This window comes from Cupriavidus sp. 09_S30, assembly GCF_056930435.1.
The window spans coordinates 1,633,190-1,649,769 of sequence record NZ_JBXOWI010000001.1; the positions used below are offsets into that span (position 1 = coordinate 1,633,190).

Annotated in this window: 13 protein-coding genes and 1 pseudogene; 2 read left to right on the forward strand and 12 right to left on the reverse strand. The window is 65.1% G+C overall.

Features of this window, described 5'->3' with window-relative positions:
- Positions 1–7 precede the first annotated feature (7 nt).
- From dgt to mfd, 11 genes and pseudogenes are all read right to left on the reverse strand, one after another.
- Positions 8–1,483, reverse strand: coding sequence for a dGTP triphosphohydrolase (gene dgt, locus AC1Z3O_RS07900; RefSeq protein WP_483514953.1), 1,476 nt, complete (start codon positions 1,481–1,483; stop codon positions 8–10).
- A 189-nt stretch (positions 1,484–1,672) separates the two neighbouring features.
- Positions 1,673–1,969, reverse strand: coding sequence for a hypothetical protein (locus AC1Z3O_RS07905; protein WP_483514954.1), 297 nt, complete (start codon positions 1,967–1,969; stop codon positions 1,673–1,675).
- A 339-nt stretch (positions 1,970–2,308) separates the two neighbouring features.
- Complete coding sequence (locus AC1Z3O_RS07910) at positions 2,309–2,764, reverse strand: N-acetyltransferase family protein (RefSeq protein ID WP_483514956.1); 456 nt, start codon at positions 2,762–2,764, stop codon at positions 2,309–2,311.
- Positions 2,765–2,957: 193 nt separating this feature from the next.
- Entirely contained in the window at positions 2,958–4,361 is a 1,404-nt protein-coding gene (locus AC1Z3O_RS07915) for an amidohydrolase (RefSeq protein WP_483514957.1), read from the reverse strand.
- A gap of 97 nt (positions 4,362–4,458) precedes the next feature.
- Positions 4,459–5,775 (reverse strand): MFS transporter, encoded by a 1,317-nt coding sequence (locus AC1Z3O_RS07920; protein ID WP_483514959.1) that lies wholly within the window; start codon positions 5,773–5,775, stop codon positions 4,459–4,461.
- A 114-nt stretch (positions 5,776–5,889) separates the two neighbouring features.
- The gene (gene argE, locus AC1Z3O_RS07925; protein WP_483517544.1) at positions 5,890–7,101 is read right to left on the reverse strand and encodes an acetylornithine deacetylase; all 1,212 of its coding nucleotides are present in this window, start codon (positions 7,099–7,101) and stop codon (positions 5,890–5,892) included.
- 211 nt (positions 7,102–7,312) lie between these two features.
- Positions 7,313–7,507, reverse strand: a pseudogene (locus AC1Z3O_RS07930) (IS3 family transposase); the annotation flags it as partial.
- A 12-nt stretch (positions 7,508–7,519) separates the two neighbouring features.
- Positions 7,520–8,569: an IS110 family RNA-guided transposase gene (locus AC1Z3O_RS07935; protein ID WP_483514960.1), complete on the reverse strand. Its 1,050-nt coding sequence runs from the start codon at positions 8,567–8,569 to the stop codon at positions 7,520–7,522.
- A 79-nt stretch (positions 8,570–8,648) separates the two neighbouring features.
- Positions 8,649–9,425: an IS3 family transposase gene (locus AC1Z3O_RS07940; protein ID WP_483514962.1), complete on the reverse strand. Its 777-nt coding sequence runs from the start codon at positions 9,423–9,425 to the stop codon at positions 8,649–8,651.
- Between the two features lie 8 nt (positions 9,426–9,433).
- Positions 9,434–9,739 (reverse strand): transposase, encoded by a 306-nt coding sequence (locus tag AC1Z3O_RS07945; protein WP_483514964.1) that lies wholly within the window; start codon positions 9,737–9,739, stop codon positions 9,434–9,436.
- An 892-nt stretch (positions 9,740–10,631) separates the two neighbouring features.
- Entirely contained in the window at positions 10,632–14,087 is a 3,456-nt protein-coding gene (gene mfd / locus AC1Z3O_RS07950; protein ID WP_483514965.1) for a transcription-repair coupling factor, read from the reverse strand.
- Positions 14,088–14,505: 418 nt separating this feature from the next.
- On the opposite strand from mfd, the gene ispD reads away from it, so the two are divergent.
- Both ispD and ispF read left to right on the forward strand, forming a co-directional pair.
- Positions 14,506–15,285 (forward strand): 2-C-methyl-D-erythritol 4-phosphate cytidylyltransferase, encoded by a 780-nt coding sequence (ispD, locus tag AC1Z3O_RS07955; RefSeq protein WP_483517545.1) that lies wholly within the window; start codon positions 14,506–14,508, stop codon positions 15,283–15,285.
- Positions 15,282–15,791: a 2-C-methyl-D-erythritol 2,4-cyclodiphosphate synthase gene (gene ispF / locus AC1Z3O_RS07960; protein WP_483514966.1), complete on the forward strand. Its 510-nt coding sequence runs from the start codon at positions 15,282–15,284 to the stop codon at positions 15,789–15,791. Before ispD ends, ispF begins: the two co-directional genes overlap by 4 nt.
- A 69-nt stretch (positions 15,792–15,860) precedes the next feature.
- Here the strand turns inward: ispF and AC1Z3O_RS07965 are convergent, their stop codons facing one another.
- On the reverse strand, positions 15,861–16,439 hold the full coding sequence (locus AC1Z3O_RS07965) for an N-acetyltransferase family protein (protein ID WP_483514968.1): 579 nt from the start codon (positions 16,437–16,439) through the stop codon (positions 15,861–15,863).
- Positions 16,440–16,580: the final 141 nt, after the last annotated feature.

Consider the following 16,580-nt stretch of genomic DNA (forward strand, 5'->3'; position numbering starts at 1 on the left):
TACTCTCTCAGTGCCTACTTTTGAATGAGATTAGCTCGGCGAGCAAATTGATGGCATAAGAGTCAGTCATGCCAGAAATCATGTCCGTCAATAGCAGGCACTGTCGATATCGGAGCGGAAGAGCTTTCACCTCTCTGGCTGGGTCATTATAAACCCGTCGATAGTTCTCTGAGATGCGCGTGTAGACATAGCGGTCGTATGGATTGTCCGGCAGCAACTTTCCTTCAACTGGATTGGTGTCTGCGATGGCATTCCAGAAAATATCCATTAGCCCACGAATCGTATTATAGCCTCGCAATTCGATCTCAAGTACCGAGCGATGCTGGAATGCGTATGTTCGAGCAAAACTGCCGAGCAGTTTTCGAAGAAGATGTGCGCGGGAGAGTTCGAGCAAAGCCTTCGGTTGCTCTCCAGAAATCAGCGAGGCCTGATGTTCAAAAAAAGCATCGGTTACAGCTTGCACCATGGCGCCGATCGCGAACACACGAAAACGCTGCATCGAGACGTCATTGAGCTCCGCTGGGGACAGGTTTGCTTCACGGTACTCCTTGTGCTTCTCCTCGCTTTGTTTAACCAGCTCCTTAACGACGACGTCTTCAGCCGCTTGGTGACTAAGATATGCCATCAAATCGGAGAACGATGCCAGCCCTTTCTTCACAGCATCTTCGATGTCGAGCACAGCATATGCAATATCGTCACACGCTTCCATGACGTACGCCATGGGATGGCGCGTGGCCAGGCGCAGTCCAACTTTTTTTAGAACGCTCTCTGCAATTTCTCGTTCAGATTCGAAGAAGCCATGTTTCTTTTTGCCAACGTGTGATTTAGCTTCTGTCTGCCCTGATCCGACGGGATATTTCATCATCGCGGCGAGCGTGGCATACGTCAAATCTAAGCCAAAGTTGTCATTCAGCAACTGCAAGCGTGTGACAAGACGGAAGGTCTGCGCGTTACCTTCAAACTTCAAAAAGTCTTGATATTGCGCTTTTGTAAGAATCCGATTATTTTTGTCTCCGGCGACATCTTCCTCGTTGTCTTTAAACCAACTCTGAATGGCCGCCTCGCCTTGGTGGCCGAAAGGGGGGTTACCTAGATCGTGAACAAGCCCGACAGCTGCGAGTAACGCGGGAATGTTCCGTGCAGCATCCCGTACGTCCGTCGCCACTTTGGAGCTATGCACCAAGACAACACCCAGACTCCGGGCTAGGTTTGACACTTCGTGGGAATGAGTGAGCCGGTTACGTACGCTATCGTTACGGTCGAGCGGAAAAACTTGCGTCTTGTCGGCCATGCGCCGGACTGGAGTGCAAAAAAGAATTCGGTCGTGATCTCGCTCGATCTCTGTTCGCAGTTCGCCAGTCTTGGGAGTCTTACCATCCGCATCCGTTGGCGAGACCTCTTTCGGAGCCGAAGTGCGCTCATCATGCTTTCGGCGCCCGTCGCATAGCAGCGCACCCCAACTATTGTGACTGTTAGTATTCATTTTTCCTGTCGGCGGTCGCGATCGAGCCCAACGGCTCGGAAATTGATGTCGTAGATTGTACTATCTGGCCTCGAAGGCGCCTTTCTTTCACGCTCGCAGCTGGCTGAGGTAGACACCGCGGAACGTTTGCATCTGCGAGTGGGCGACTGGCTCGGCTACGCCCCAATCAAGCCGGCCTCGCCTCAAGGGTTATGCAGTAGTCGAGTCAACTTCGTACTGCGCCGCCAACTCACTCAACACCAGCGTCTCATGCGCCAACCCAGCGGCCAACGTGAGCACGCGGGTCTGAATCTCCGCGTTCAGATCGCCGAACGTGCCCGACTCCGCGCAGTCACGGGCCAGGAAGAGCAGGGCATAGAGCTGCGCCGATTTCTCGGCGGCGAGGGTCAGCGGTGTCTCGCAGAGCGCGCGCGAGTGGAGATGGATATCCGCGTTGCGGTACTCGGCGGTGAGGCCGTAGCGGGTGTGCTGGCGGGGGTTATCCATTGGCGGCCTCCTTGTGCTTTGCGAGCGCTTGATAGCGGAGGTCAGATGGATTTGGGCGTGCTCGGCACGCCGATTGGAAGCCTGGACGGGCGAAGGCACAGAGGCGCATGACGCGGTCTCCTGTCAGATTGAGCGCCAACCGGTGGCGCGGTCCGCCTGGTTTTCGGGCTTCCAATCCCGGTTGCTGGGGTGGCAGCAACCGGAGGAGTATCGGTCGAATTCGGACTGTTCGTCTATTCCGACTGATACGAATGGCCACTTTCGAAAGCAGACCGTCAGCTCACGCAGTTGTGGCGATGTCGGATTGCTGCTCGTCGGTTCTCCATAAGCAGTTGCCGCTCAACTCTGCATTTCGTGCGCATACACAATAAACCCCTTGTGTTCCGCCACCTTGTCATACAGCGCCCGCCCAGCCGTATTCCCCACCTGCGTCTGCCAATAAACCCGCCGAGCCCCCGCCAGCTTGGCCTGCGCATAGACCCCTTCAATCAGCGCCCGCCCACAACCCCGCCCACGCGCGCCTTGATCCGTGAAGAGATCCTGCAGGTAGCAGACGGGTTCAATCCGGGTTGTGCTGCGATGGAAGAGATAGTGCACCAGGCCGATCAGCTTGCCGTCTTGCTCTGCGACCAGCGCAAATACCGGCTCGATGGGGTTGAAGAATCGTTGCCATGTCGCCTGGGTGATGTCATCAGGCAGGGCCGTGGAGCCGGAGCGCCCGTAGAAGGCGTTATAGCCGTCCCATAGGGGTTTCCACATGGCGTAGTCTTCGGGGCGGATCGGACGAATTTGCATGGCTTGTGTCGTGAAGTAGGAGATGGCCGCGGGCCGGTTTGGTGGTTGGGAGCGGCTTCGGCTGTGATGGTTTGCGGTGTCAGCGCTGCGAGGAAGCGAGCTGGTGTCTGCTGGAGTCAATCTCCGCTACGCTGATTTTGATGAGCGACGGGCGGGGGAGGCTGACTACAACCCACCCGCCCGGTCGCCTCGATTACCGCTGCGCCATCACCATATAGTCCACCGTCAAATTGGACAAAGCCCGCACCCCATTCACCAAGGCCGGCTCATCCACATAGAACTCCGGCGAATGGTTGGAGGCCGCCTTGGCCAGGTCCGTCCCCTTGGGCGTCACGCCCAGGTTGAAGAACAGCCCCGGCACCTTCTCCTGATAAAACGAGAAGTCCTCCGAAGCCGTAGCCTTCGGCACGATCATCCAGTTCCCATTGCCCGCCACGCGCATCAGCGTGGGCGCCATCTTCTCCGTCAGCGCAGGCTGGTTGACGGTGGCGTTGTACAGCTCCACCACCTTGAAGGTGGCTTCGGCCCCGGAGCTGGAGGCAATCGCTTCGGTGGTGCGCTTCATGCGGGCATGGATGTCTTTCTTCATGCCTTCGTCATAGGTGCGGATGGTGCCCATCATCTCTACCTTCTCGGGCACGATGTTCATGCGGTTGCCGCCGTGGATGGTGCCGACGGTGATGACCGAGGGTTCCAGCATGGCGTTGACCTGGCGGCTTTGGATGGTCTGCAGGCCGAGCACGATCTGGGAGGCGACGACGACGGGGTCGATGCCGGCCCAGGGGCGGGCGCCGTGGGTCTGGCGGCCTTTGACGTCGATCCAGAACTGGTCGGCGGCGGCCATGGAGGGGCCGCTACGCCAGCCGAGCTTGCCGGATTCGAGGCCGCTGCTGACGTGCAGGCCGAAGATGGCGTCTACCTTGGGGTTGTCCAGCACGCCTTCGGCGACCATCTGCTTGGCGCCCCACATATTGCTGCCGTTGGGTTCGAAGTCGGCGGGGCTTTCTTCGGCGGGCTGGAAGATGAACTTGACGCTGCCGGGGAGCTGGTCCTTCATGCCGGCCAGCACTTCGGCGGTGGCCATCAGGATGGCGACGTGGGTGTCGTGGCCGCAGGCGTGCATCACGTCCACTTCCTTGCCCAGGTATTGGCCCTTGGCCTTGGAGGCGAAGGGCACGTCCACGCGTTCCTTGACGGGCAGGGCGTCCATGTCGGCGCGCAGGGCGACAACGGGGCCGGGCTTTGCGCCCTTGAGCAGGCCGACCACGCCGGTCTTGGCCACGCCGGTCTTTACTTCCATACCGAGCTTGCGCAGGTGGTCTGCCACCAGCTTGGACGTGCGGACTTCGTAGTTGCCCAGTTCGGGGTGCTGGTGGATGTCGCGCCGCCAGGCGATCAGTTGGGCTTCGATGGCCTTGGCGCGGGTTTCGATCTGGGTGTGCAGGTCGGCGGCGGCTGGGGTGGCGGTGGCTGCTTGCGGCGCGGTGGCGGTCTGGGCCTGGGCGGCCGGTTGCATCAGCAGGCCAGCGGCCAGGGCGAGGGTGCCGAGGGCGAGGCGGGCGGAATGGTGGGAGCGTGCGGAACGGCGTGCTGCCATGGGATGGTTCTCCTCTGTTTGCGTCTTGTTGTGCCGATTGTTGTGTTGTTGGGGGGAGGCGCCCGGCACGGCGCCTTGAGAATGGATGCGGTCGGCGCTAGCGAATCCCCAACCGATCCCGCGTCCGCATCAGCGCAAACAAACTGATCACCGCACACGCGATCAAGTAAAAGCTAGGCGCCAGCTTGCTGCCAGTGGCCCCGATCAGCCACGTCAAGATAAACGGCGCAAAGCCGCCAAAGATGGTGACCGCGATGTTGTAGCTGAGCGAGAGCCCGGTGGTGCGCGTCTGCACCGGGAAGATCTCGGAGGCCAGCGCGGGCATGGCGCCGAAGTAGAGCGTCATCATCAGGCCCAGGACGATCTGCACGGCCAGCATCATGCCGAAGCTGGGGTAGGTGCTGAGCAGCCAGAACACGGGCCAGATGGTGGCCAGCAGCAGGGCGGCGGCGAGCTGCATCAGCGGGATGCGGCCGATGCGGTCGGACCAGTGGCCCACCAGCGGGGCGAACACCATCTGCACTACGCCGGTGGCGAGCGTGGCGGCGAAGGCGGCCGAGGGCGGCAGGCCGAGCTGCTTGACGGCATAGGTGGGCATGTACAGCACCAGATAGGTGGACACGGTGGCGACGATGACCACGCCCATGGCCAGCAGCAGCCGTTCTTTCTGGTGGCCGAGGGTGTCACGCAGCGGGGTCTGGGTGCCTTCGCTGTGCAGGAATTCGGGGGTTTCGTCGACGTGGCGGCGGATGTAGTAGGCCACCGGGCCGATGGCCAGGCCGAACAGGAAGGGCACGCGCCAGCCCCAGCTCTGCATCTGCTCGGGTGTGAGGGTGGCGGTGAGCACGGCGCCGAAGCCGGCGGCCAGCAACGTGGTGAGGCCCTGGCTGGCGACCTGGAAGCTGGCGTAGAAGCCGCGCCGGTGCGGTGCGTGCTCGGCCAGGAAGGCGGTGGCGCTGCCGAACTCGCCGCCGGCGGAGAAGCCCTGGATCATGCGCGCGACTACGATGCCCAGCGGTGCCAGCACGCCGATGGATGCGTAGGTGGGCAGCACGGCGATGATCAGCGTGCCGATCATCATCAGCAGGATGGACAGCGTGAGCGCGGCGCGGCGGCCGCGGCGGTCGGCGTAGACGCCGATGACGATGGCGCCAAGCGGCCGCATGAAGAAGGACACGCCGAAGGTGCCCAGCGTCAGCAGCAGCGAGGTGGTTTCGTCTTGGGTGGGGAAGAAAAGCTTGGAGATGGTGACGGCGAAGAAGCCGTAGACCACCAGGTCGAACCATTCCAGCGCGTTGCCGATGGAGGCGGAGATGACCGCGCGCCAGGGGTGGCGCGAGGCCGGGGCGATGGCGCTTGCGTGGGCCTCCGTGGCCTCGTTGGCCTGGGTATTGCCTGCCGATACTGCTGTCATGCTGTCTCCTCGTATTGTTGTGGGACATGACGCAAAGGCCGGGCCGCCGCTGGTGGCGGGCGGCCCGGGTACTACGGTAGACGGGGCTTACTGCATCGGGCTGGCGGGCCCTGCTTACTGCACGCGCAGGCTGTCGATCACCTTGCCGAGGAAGCGCTCGCATTCGGCGAGCTGCTCCAGCGTGACGAACTCGTCCGGCTTGTGGGCCTGCTGGATATCGCCGGGGCCGCAGACCACGGCGGGAATGCCTGCCCGCTGGAACAGGCCGGCCTCGGTGCCGTAGGCCACCTTGTTGACGTCGCGGTCGCCGGTGAGGGCGCGCACGAGCTGGGTGATGGCTTCCTGCTCGGCGGCGTCCAGCGAGGGCGCGGCGGCGATCTTGCTGATCACCATGTCGGCGTCCGGGTGCTCGGCGCGCATGCGCGGCAGCAGCACGTCATGGGCGTGCGACTGGATGCGCTGGAACAGGGCCTCCGGATCCACGCCGGGCAGGTTGCGGAATTCGAAGATGAATTCGCACAGCGCCGGAATGGTGTTGAGTGCGATGCCGCCCTGGATGGTGCCGGTCTGCGCGGTGGTATAGGGCACGTCGAAGGCCTGGTCGTAGGGGCCGTTGGCCTTGAACTCGTCGGCGATGTCGCGGATGAAGCAGATCAGGCGCGCCGCGTATTCGATGGCATTGACGCCGCGCGGCGTCAGCGAGGAGTGGGCGGCGAAGCCTTTGACGCAGCAGCGATAGGCGTTGATGCCCTTGTGCGCCACGATCACGCGCATGCTGGTGGGCTCGCCGACGATGCAGCCCGAGGGATGCACGCCGCGTTCGCGCAGCTCGGCCAGCAGGTAGGGCGCGCCCATGCAGCCGATCTCTTCGTCGAAGGAGAGGGCGTAGTGCACCGGCTCGCGCAGCTTGGCCTGCAGGATGGTGGGCAGCAGCGACAGGCTGGTGCCGATGAAGCCCTTCATGTCGCAGGTGCCGCGGCCGTACAGCTTGCCGTCGCGGATCACGGGCTTGAACGGGTCGGTGGTCCAGTTCTGGCCGTCCACCGGCACCACGTCGGTGTGGCCGGAGAGGACGATGCCGCCATCGGTGCTGCCGTCGGCGGCGGGCACGGTGACGAAGAGGTTGGCTTTGTCCTGCTGCGGGTTGTAGCTGAGGTGGGGGCGCAGGCCCTTGGCCAGGAAATGGTCGCGCACGGCCTCGATCAGGCCGAGATTGGAGTGGCGGCTGGTGGTGTCGTAGGAGACCAGGCGCTGGGTCCAGTCGAGCGCGCTGCCTTTGTGCGGTGCGGAATCGGCGGCGGGCTGTTTCGAGGTATCGGCTTGCATCGTTGACATGACTAACTAGTTAAGGAGCCGATGCTACACCTTAGGGGGCCGGGTGGTCCATGCGGGTGTGCTGTCGGTGGGGGCTTGGGGGGTGTCTCCTCTGCTGCCTCTTGGGGGATGCGAGGGTGATGGGTGCCTGGGGCAACGATAGCCTATTGGCGTGGCGGTGCGGTAGGGGGTTTGTGGTGGTCAAGTAATCTTGGACACTTTTTCAGGCAGCCCTTCGTTTGAAAGCCTCGTACTCGGCCGGCGGCATGTTCATCGCCGCCGAGTGCAATCGCTGCTGGTTGTAGAAGAACAGCACGTAGTCCGTGATGTCCGCCTGGGCCTGAGCATGGTCGCGGTAGGCCCGGTCCCGTATGCGTTCGCCCTTCAGTGAGCAGAAAAACCGCTCCACCACTGCGTTGACGCTCCTATGTCAAGTGGCGCAGGCTGAATCGGCTAGGTCGGCCAGAATGAGCGGGTACAGCTCCCTGACGATATAGCGTTTCAGACAGCGATGAATTTCCTTGTTCGACATGCCTTCCTTGGTCCGCCGCTCGACGTACGCCCGTGTTCGTGGATCGCTGCGCATGCGTACCATGGCAATGGTCCATAAGGCGTTGTTTGCAGCGCGGTCGCCACCACGATTCAGGCGATGCCGGACCGTTTTTCCAGAGGATGCCTGCAATGGGCTCGTGCCGCAAAGCGCCGCGAGCGCTGCCTCGCTTTTCAGGCGTTCGGGATTGTCGCCCGCAACGGCAACAAGTACTGCCGCCGTTTGAGGTCCAACGCCGAATCGGTCACGAAGCCGCCTGGCATGCTGGAGGGTTAGGCGTTCGAGCATGGTATCAAGCGTCTTGAGTTCTTCCACCAGCGCGAGATAGCGCTTTGCCAGCAAGCGCAGCGTGGTCGCCAGCGTTTGCAACATCGGTGTGTCGCCCAACGAGCGTAGCCGTGCACAGCTCGCAACGCATTCCGCCGTCTTCGTCTTCAGAAGACGTTCTCGGATGTCCTGCGGCGCGCTCACGAGCAATGCCCGCAACTGATTGATTGCCTGCGTCTTGGCTTTGACGGCGCTGCGACGAGCAACAGAGACCGCTCGCATCGCTTCGGCTGCTCCGGACTGCTCTTTGGGAATCGCCGATGCTTTCCCGGCGAGGACCGCTCGCGCGGCATTTTCCGCGTCGGTGGGATCAGACTTCCCGCGAGATCGGCGCGCCGCCCGGTCAGGACGATTGACTTCCAGTACCTCGATCTCATGATCGCGTAGCACGCGGGCCAGGCCAGCCCCATAGGTGCCGGTCCCTTCGACTCCAGCGCGGCACAAGCGTCCGAACGAGCTCGCCCAGGTGAGAAGATTGAGATAGCCATTGGTGTCGGCCGATACCGACTGCGTGCCGAGGAGCTTGCCCGTGCCGCTGATCACCGCCCCAACATGCTTATCCAAATGCGTGTCGACACCCAGAATCACTTCGTCTTGTTCCATGCGTGTTTTCCGTTGTAGTGGGCACATCGCCAACCCCACTCGCAGGACAGGACACTCACGGTGCAGGACAAGGCTCCTATCAGGTCACAAACGTTGGGCCCGGCAATGCTCGGGGAACGCCGGAACCCGATCGACAGGTCAACGCCAAGGCAGTTCGGCCAATCCCAGCACGGGTCAGATCGGTCCGACGTTCGAAGCGTATTTTGGATTGAGTATCCCAGCAGTTGCCGGCTCGGCTCATGCTGGGGGTAATGCCCTCGTCGTGCAGCATCGCCTGGAATGCGAGACTGGAGTACTGACTGCCCTGATCCGAGTGGAACATGAGCCCTTTGTCGGGGCGTCGGCTCTCCAGCGCCAGCCTCAGCGCCCGACTCACCAGGCGCGTGTCAGCCGAAGACGAAAAGGCCCAGCCCACCACGCGCCGTGAGTACAGGTCAATCACAACGGCAAGGTAGAGCCAGCCTTGCTGGGTCCAGATAAATGTCACATCCCCAGCCCAGACCCGATTGGGCCGAGCCACCTCGAACTGGCGATTGAGCCGGTTTGGCGCGATGGCCGACGATGTGCCGCCCTTGCTGTAGTAATGCCGGCGCCGAGCGCGTACGACGACCTCGGCTTCCTTCATCAGCCCGCGCGCCCGGTGCCGGCCGATGTCGTGGCCGCGTCGCCGCAGCTCCTGCGCCATCCGACGACTACCGTAGCTTTGCCCGCTGGCTTGATGGATCACCCTGACCTCGTGCACCAGCGCCTGACGCTGGGCACGCGGTCGATCCCTTCTGGCCTTCCACGCGTAGTAGCTGCTACGCGGCATTCCCAGCAGCGTGCACATCACTGCGACCGGCCACGCCTTCTCCATCAGCCAAATCACTTCGTATGGCGATCGAGTTCCTTGACGAAGAAGGCCGTGGACTTTTTTAGGATGTCACGCTCCCGCTCCAACTGCGCCACCTGCTGCTCCAACTCCCGGATGCGGCGCTGCTCCGGGGTCAGATCACTCGTGACCTGGCTCTGCGCCGGTTTGGCCTTGGCTTGCCGCTGGCCCAGCCAGCGGCGCAGTGCCGTCTCGCCAATGCCTAGCGCCTGCGCGGCCTTACTGACGCTGTAGCCCTGCTCCAAGACCAGATTGACCGCATCTGACTTGAACTCGTCCGAGAAATCTTTACGTCCCATTTACACCTCACTGGTTGACCGAAAGTCTACCTTTTGAGGTGTCCAAGATCATTGGACCACTACAGTTGCGGGTTGTGATGGTGCGTCGTGGCTGCGGATGCCGGCCCTCACCCCCGGCCCCTCTCCCGCAAGCGGGAGAGGGGAGCACACCGGCGGTGTCTTTTGGGGCAGCGCAGGGCCTTGGCACTTCAAAATGCGGAGGGTAGGGCTTGGGGGATTGACGATGCACCGCCACATGATCGACCACCGCCATGCTCCCCTCTCCCGCGTGCGGGAGAGGGGGAGAGGGCGGGCGCTTGCCAGCGGCGACGGGCTGGACATAGACCAATGGCTTCGTCTTTGCCTTGACGCGCTGGACAACACCGGTGGCTTCGTCTTTACGTGGCGCCTTGCTAGACCACCCCTCTCCCCAGCCCTCTCCCCATGAGGGGAGAGGGAGCCAAGACACTGTGCTTGGCCAACGGCATTGGCGCACCCGCCGACTTCGGCTGGCGCGACGGGTTTCGCGCCGCGCCGGTTTGCTCCCCTCTCCCACGTGCGGGAGAGGGGCTGGGGGAGAGGGCGGGCGCTTGCCAGCGGTGAAGGGCTGGACATGGACCAATGGCTTCGTTTTGCCTTGACGTGCTGGACAACACCGGCGGCTTCGTCATTGCGTGGCGCCTTGCTAGACCACCCCTCTCCCCAGCCCTCTCCCCATGAGGGGAGAGGGAGCCAAGACACTGTGCTTGGCCAACGGCATTGGCGCACCCGCCGACTTCGGCTGGCGCGACGGGTTTCGCGTCGCGCCGGTTTGCTCCCCTCTCCCGCGTGCGGGAGAGGGGACGGGGGAGAGGGCGGGCGCCCGCTGGAGCGAAGACCAGCCAAGCTGCCGCCAGCGCCCGCCCCGCCCCCCTCAAGCCCCCAATTGCCGCAACGTCTGCTTGATCTGCAACGCCCGCGCTGCCACGTCCGGCATCTTTGCCTCCACCCGCAGCTTGTCCTGCCCCGCCAGCTTGATGTGCCGGTTCTTCTGCACCAGGTCGATGATGCGCATGGCGTCAATGGGCGGGTTGGGCACGAACTGCAGCGCCAGCGAGGCTTCGCCGGCGTCGATCTTGCGCACGCCCAGCGGCACGGCGGCGATGCGCAGGCGGTGGGTTTCGATCAGGGCCAGCGCCTGCGGCGGCAGGCGGCCGAAGCGGTCGACCAGTTCTTCCTGGATGTTGTCCACGGCGTCCGCGGCTTCGCAGTTGGCCAGGCGCTTGTAGAGCGACAGCCGTTCGTGCACGTCGGCGCAGTAGTCGTTGGGCAGCAGGGCCGGGGTGCCGAGGTTGATCTCGGTGGTGGCCGACAGCGGGGCCATCAGGTCGGGCTCCTTGCCCGCCTTGAGGGATTTCACCGCGGCGTTGAGCATGTCGGTGTAGAGCTGGAAGCCGATCTCGTGGATCTCGCCCGACTGCTTGTCGCCCAGCACCTCACCCGCGCCGCGGATTTCCAGGTCGTGCATGGCCAGGTAGAAGCCCGAGCCCAGTTCCTCCATCTGCTGGATGGCTTCGAGGCGGCGGTTGGCCTGCTTGCTCAGGCCTTCCGGATCATGCACCAGCAGGTAGGCATAGGCCTGGTGGTGCGAGCGGCCGACGCGCCCGCGCAGCTGGTGCAGCTGGGCCAGGCCGAACTTGTCCGAGCGGTGGATCAGGATGGTGTTGGCGGTCGGCACGTCGATGCCGGTCTCGATGATGGTGGTGCACAGCAGGATGTTGTCGCGCCGCGCGACGAAGTCACGCATCACGCGTTCCAGCTCGCGCTCGTGCATCTGGCCGTGCGCCACCGCGATGCGCGCCTCGGGCACCAGCTCGGCCAGCTTGGCGCGCTTGTTCTCGATGGTCTCGACCTCGTTGTGCAGGAAGTAGACCTGGCCGCCGCGCTTGAGCTCTCGCAGGATGGCCTCGCGGATCACGCTGTCTTCCTCGCGCCGCACGAAGGTCTTGATGGCCAGGCGCTTCTGCGGCGCGGTGGCGATCACGGAGAAGTCGCGCAGGCCTTCCAGCGCCATGCCCAGCGTGCGCGGGATGGGGGTGGCGGTGAGCGTGAGCACGTCCACCTCGGCGCGCAGGGTCTTGAGCGCTTCCTTCTGGCGCACGCCGAAGCGGTGTTCCTCGTCGATGATGACCAGGCCCAGGCGCTGGAACTTGACGTCGTCGGACAGCATCTTGTGGGTGCCGATGACGATGTCGGCGGCGCCTTCGTTGATCTGCTTGACGGCGGCGTCGATCTCCTTCTTGGTCTTGAAGCGCGACAGCTCGACGATGCGCACCGGCCAGTCGGCGAAACGGTCCGACAGGTTCTGGAAGTGCTGCTCGGCCAAGAGCGTGGTGGGCGCCAGCATGGCCACCTGCTTGCCGCCCAGCACGGCGACGAAGGCGGCGCGCAGCGCCACCTCGGTCTTGCCGAAGCCGACGTCGCCGCAGACCAGGCGGTCCATCGGCTTGCCCGAGGTCATGTCGGCGATGACGGCGGCGATGGCCGCGGCCTGGTCGGGGGTTTCCTCGAAGCCGAAGCTCTCGGCGAAGGCCTCGTAGTCCTTGGGCGAGAGCGGGAAGGCGAAGCCTTCGCGCGCGGCGCGGCGGGCGTAGAGGTTGAGCAGCTCGGCGGCGGTGTCGCGGATCTGCTGCGCTGCCTTGCGCTTGGCGCGGTCCCACTGGCCGGAGCCAAGCTGGTGCAGCGGCGCGGTCTCCGGATCGGCGCCAGAGTAGCGCGAGATCACGTGGAGCTGGTGCACCGGCACGTAGAGCCGCGCGCCTTTCTCGTAGTCGAGGTGCAGGAATTCTTCCTCGCCGTTGCCCATGTCCATCGAGATCAGGCCCTGGTAGCGGCCGATGCCATGCTCGCTGTGCACGACCGGGTCGCCGATCTTCAGCTCGGCCAGGTCGCGCACCATGGAGTCGACGGCGCTGGCCTGTTCCTGCTTGCGCCGGCCGGCGCGGCGCGCGGTGCCGGCGTAGAGCTCGGCCTCGGTGACGAAGGCGGGCGCGCCGGCTGCGTCGGGCAGGGCGAAGCCGCTCTGCAGCGGTGCCACCACGATGGAGAAGTGGCTGTCGCCAGCCAGGAAGGCGGCGCAGTCGTCCACCGGCAGCGGGCGCAGGCCGCTTTCGGCAAAGAGTTGCAGCAGCGTCTCGCGCCGGCCGGCGGAGTCGGCGCACATCAGCACGCGGCGCTGCTTGTCCAGCAGCATCGCTTCCAGGTTGACCAGCGGGTCTTCGGCGCGGCGGTTGACCGAGACGTCGGGCAGGGCGGCGCTGAAGGCCTCGCCGCGGCCGTCGCCGGCTTGCAGCACCAGGCGCGCGTAGGGCTTGGCGGCGATGAAGAAGGCCTCGTCCGACAGGAACAGGTCGGCCGGCGGCAGCAGCGGGCGCTCGCGGTCGTGCCGCATGAAGTTGTAGCGCTGCGTGGTGTCGGCCCAGAAGCGGCGCACGGCCTCGTCGATCTCGCCGATGAAGGCGAGCTGGGAGTCGGCCGGCAGGTAGTCGAAGACGGTGGCGGTGTGCTCGAAGAACAGCGGCAGGTAGTACTCGATGCCGGCCGAGGGCACGCCGTTGCCGATGTCCTTGTAGATCGGCGACTTGGTCGGGTCGCCTTCGAAGATTTCGCGCCAGCGGCCGCGGAAGGCGGTGCGCGCGGCCTCGTCGAGCGGGAATTCGCGCCCGGGCAGCAGGCGCACGTCCTTGACCGGATAGAGGCTGCGCTGGGTGTCGGGGTCGAAGGCGCGGATGGTCTCGATCTCGTCACCGAACAGGTCGATGCGGTAGGGCAGGGCCGAACCCATCGGGTAGAGGTCGATCAGGCCGCCGCGCACGCTGTATTCGCCCGGGCGCATCACGGCGCTGACGTGCTCGTAGCCGGCCAGCGTGAACTGCGCCTTGAGCGCGGCCTCGTCCAGCCGCTCACCCTGCTTGAAGAAGAAAGTGTAGGCGGCCAGGAAGGACGGCGGCGCCAGGCGGTAGAGCGCGGTGGTGGCCGGCACGAGCATCACGTCGCACTGGCCGCCCTGGATGTCGTGCAGCGTGGCCAGGCGTTCGGAGACCAGGTCCTGGTGCGGCGAGAAGCTGTCGTAGGGCAGCGTTTCCCAGTCGGGCAGCAGGCGCACGCGCAGCTCCGGCGCGAACCAGGGGATCTCCTCGGCCAGGCGCTGGGCGTCGACCGCACTGGCGCAGACCACGGCCAGCATCGGCGCCTGCCCCCGCAACTGGCGGGCGTAGGCGGCCAGCGCCAGCGCGTCGGCGGAGCCGTGCAGGCCGGCCACGGTATGGCGCTGGCCGGGCTTGAGCAGCGGCAGGTTGACGGGGAGCGGAAGGGACGGTGCGTCGGGCATGGATGGTGGCGGAGGCGGCCGGGTCGTGGCGGGCGGCGGGCTTCGGCTGCGCGATGCGGGCGAAGGGCTGCGGCGTGACAGGAGGCGGCTAAGGTCGTTGTGACGGGCGGCGAACGGTGTGGCGCAAGGGAGACGGCGAATTCAACGCAAACACCCCGCCAACGGTCCGGGGCGGGGTGCGGCAACCGCACATGGCGTGCCACGGCGGCTTGCCAGGCGCGCGGGGCGTGCGTGGCAAGCCGGCGGGAGTCAGGCGGGTTCCGGCGCACGCCGGCGTAGCGGCAGGCAAGGGCCGTATTATAGAATGCGCGTCGACCCCGCGCTGGCCAAAGCAATCGCCGTCGTGCCGGGCCGGCAAGCCGGCGCCGCACATGCGGGGGCCGAATCCACCATCCTTTGCCACTCCGATAGCCCTGTTGTGTCCGACCGCCACTTTGCCCTGATTCCCTGTGCCGGTACCGGCAGCCGCGCCGGCGGTCCTCTGCCCAAGCAGTACCAGACCATCGCGGGTCATCCCATGCTCTGGTATGCCTTGGCCGCCTTCTCCGCCTGCGATGCCATCAGCGCTACCGCGCTGGTGCTGGCGCCGGATGATATGCCGCTGGAATCACGCTTCGGCGCCGCGGCGTTCGCCGGGCTGCGCTTCGATACCGCGTTCGTGGGCGGCGACTCGCGCCACGCCTCCGTGCTGGCGGGGCTGCACCATCTGGCCCAGCTCGGTGCCACCGACAGCGACTGGGTGCTGGTGCACGATGCGGCCCGGCCGGGGCTGACGCCCGCCATGATCCACACGCTGATCCGCGCGGTGGAGGAGGACGGCCCCACTGCGGCCATTGGCGGCATCCTGGCGGTGCCGGTGCCGGACACGCTCAAGCGGGCGGCCGACGATGCACGCATCGGCGCCACCGTGTCGCGCGAAGGCTTGTGGCAGGCACAGACGCCGCAGATGTTCCGCGTGGGTGTGCTGCGCCAGGCATTGGAGGAGGCACTGGCCGAGGGTGCGGTGGTGACCGACGAGGCCAGCGCCATCGAGCGGCTGGGGCTCAGGCCGCGGCTGGTCAATGGCTCGCTGCGCAATTTCAAAGTCACTTACCCCGAAGATTTCGCGCTGGCCGAGGTGCTGCTTGGCGGCCCGGCGGCTGGCGATTCCCGTGATTCTGATTCTCGTGATTCTCATCAAGGAGCGAGCGACGCATGACACCGTTCGACATTCGCGTAGGCCAGGGCTATGACGTGCACGCCCTGGTGCCCGGACGCAAGCTGATCCTGGGCGGCGTGGAGATTCCGCACGACCGCGGCCTGCTGGGCCATTCCGACGCCGACGCGCTGCTGCACGCCATCACCGATGCCCTGTTCGGCGCGGCCGGCCTGGGCGACATCGGCCGCCATTTCCCCGACACCGACCCGCAGTTCGCCGGCGCCGACAGCCGCGTGCTGCTGCGCGAGGCGGCGCGCCGCGTGCGTGCGGCCGGCTATGAGATCGGCAATGTGGATGCCACGGTGATTGCGCAGGCGCCCAAGCTCGCGCCGCACATCGGCGCGATGGTGGCCAACCTGGCGGCAGACCTGGACCTGGCGCCGGGGCGCTGCAACGTCAAGGCCAAGACCAACGAGAAGCTGGGCTTCGAAGGCAAGCAGGAAGGCATCGTGGCGCAGGCCGCGGTGCTGTTGTGGCGCGGCGCGCTGGCCACCGCACAGGACTGACGCCGGCACCGCAGGCAGCTTGTGCCGCCCCCGCGCGGGGCGGCCGGCCGCGTTGCTGAGCGCCTGCCGTCAGGGTGTGGCGGTGGCGGCGGATTTGGCCTGCGCCTGCTGCAGCGGATAGCTGAAATCGATCACACGCGCCAGCGCACCGCTGCGCGCGCCAGCCTCGTGGCGCCGCTCGAAGCCCATGCGCTCGCATAGCTGTATGGCCGAGCGCATCTCGGGCATGGCGCGTACCAGCAGCGACGGGGCGCCAATATCGCGTGCGCGCTGGATGCAGACCTGCATCAGCGTATGGCCGAGTCCCAGGCCGCGCGCCTCGCGGCTGACCGCCAATAAGCGTGCCTCCGGCAGGCTCAGCGTGACGGTGCTGCCGTCCAGCGCAGGCAGTGTCGCGCCCGGGTGACAGAACAGCACGGCGCCGCTGATGCCGTGGTCGGTCTCTGCCACCCACCATTCCATGTCCGCGCTCGATGCGGCCAGCACCGATTGCATGCCGCGCTGGAACGAGGCGCGGCAGTCCTCCATGATCTCTAGCTGGTATTGCGAATACGCCTGCTGCGTAATGGCCGCGATATCGCCCCAGTCCGTCACGGTGGCGAGTCGATAGCGGAAGCGGGGGGAGGTGTGTGAGGGCAGGATGCTCATGGCGGCAATCTCTATGTGGCGCCGGGCTGGCGCGGTCTCCTGCCATGGATTGTAGGCTTTCCAGTGCGCGAACGCAGGAAAGCCGTCCGCCGGCCCCCCCAGCATGTGTATGCCAGCGCGCTCCCGCAGAGGGAGCGCGCG

Coding starts and splice junctions, on each gene's coding strand:
- dgt (WP_483514953.1), bottom strand. CDS start 1,483: ATGAATACTAACAGTCACAATAGTTGGGGTGCGCTGCTATGCGACGGG.
- AC1Z3O_RS07905 (WP_483514954.1), bottom strand. CDS start 1,969: ATGGATAACCCCCGCCAGCACACCCGCTACGGCCTCACCGCCGAGTAC.
- AC1Z3O_RS07910 (WP_483514956.1), bottom strand. CDS start 2,764: ATGCAAATTCGTCCGATCCGCCCCGAAGACTACGCCATGTGGAAACCC.
- AC1Z3O_RS07915 (WP_483514957.1), bottom strand. CDS start 4,361: ATGGCAGCACGCCGTTCCGCACGCTCCCACCATTCCGCCCGCCTCGCC.
- AC1Z3O_RS07920 (WP_483514959.1), bottom strand. CDS start 5,775: ATGACAGCAGTATCGGCAGGCAATACCCAGGCCAACGAGGCCACGGAG.
- argE (WP_483517544.1), bottom strand. CDS start 7,101: ATGCAAGCCGATACCTCGAAACAGCCCGCCGCCGATTCCGCACCGCAC.
- AC1Z3O_RS07935 (WP_483514960.1), bottom strand. CDS start 8,569: ATGGAACAAGACGAAGTGATTCTGGGTGTCGACACGCATTTGGATAAG.
- AC1Z3O_RS07940 (WP_483514962.1), bottom strand. CDS start 9,425: ATGGAGAAGGCGTGGCCGGTCGCAGTGATGTGCACGCTGCTGGGAATG.
- AC1Z3O_RS07945 (WP_483514964.1), bottom strand. CDS start 9,739: ATGGGACGTAAAGATTTCTCGGACGAGTTCAAGTCAGATGCGGTCAAT.
- mfd (WP_483514965.1), bottom strand. CDS start 14,087: ATGCCCGACGCACCGTCCCTTCCGCTCCCCGTCAACCTGCCGCTGCTC.
- ispF (WP_483514966.1), top strand. CDS start 15,282: ATGACACCGTTCGACATTCGCGTAGGCCAGGGCTATGACGTGCACGCC.
- AC1Z3O_RS07965 (WP_483514968.1), bottom strand. CDS start 16,439: ATGAGCATCCTGCCCTCACACACCTCCCCCCGCTTCCGCTATCGACTC.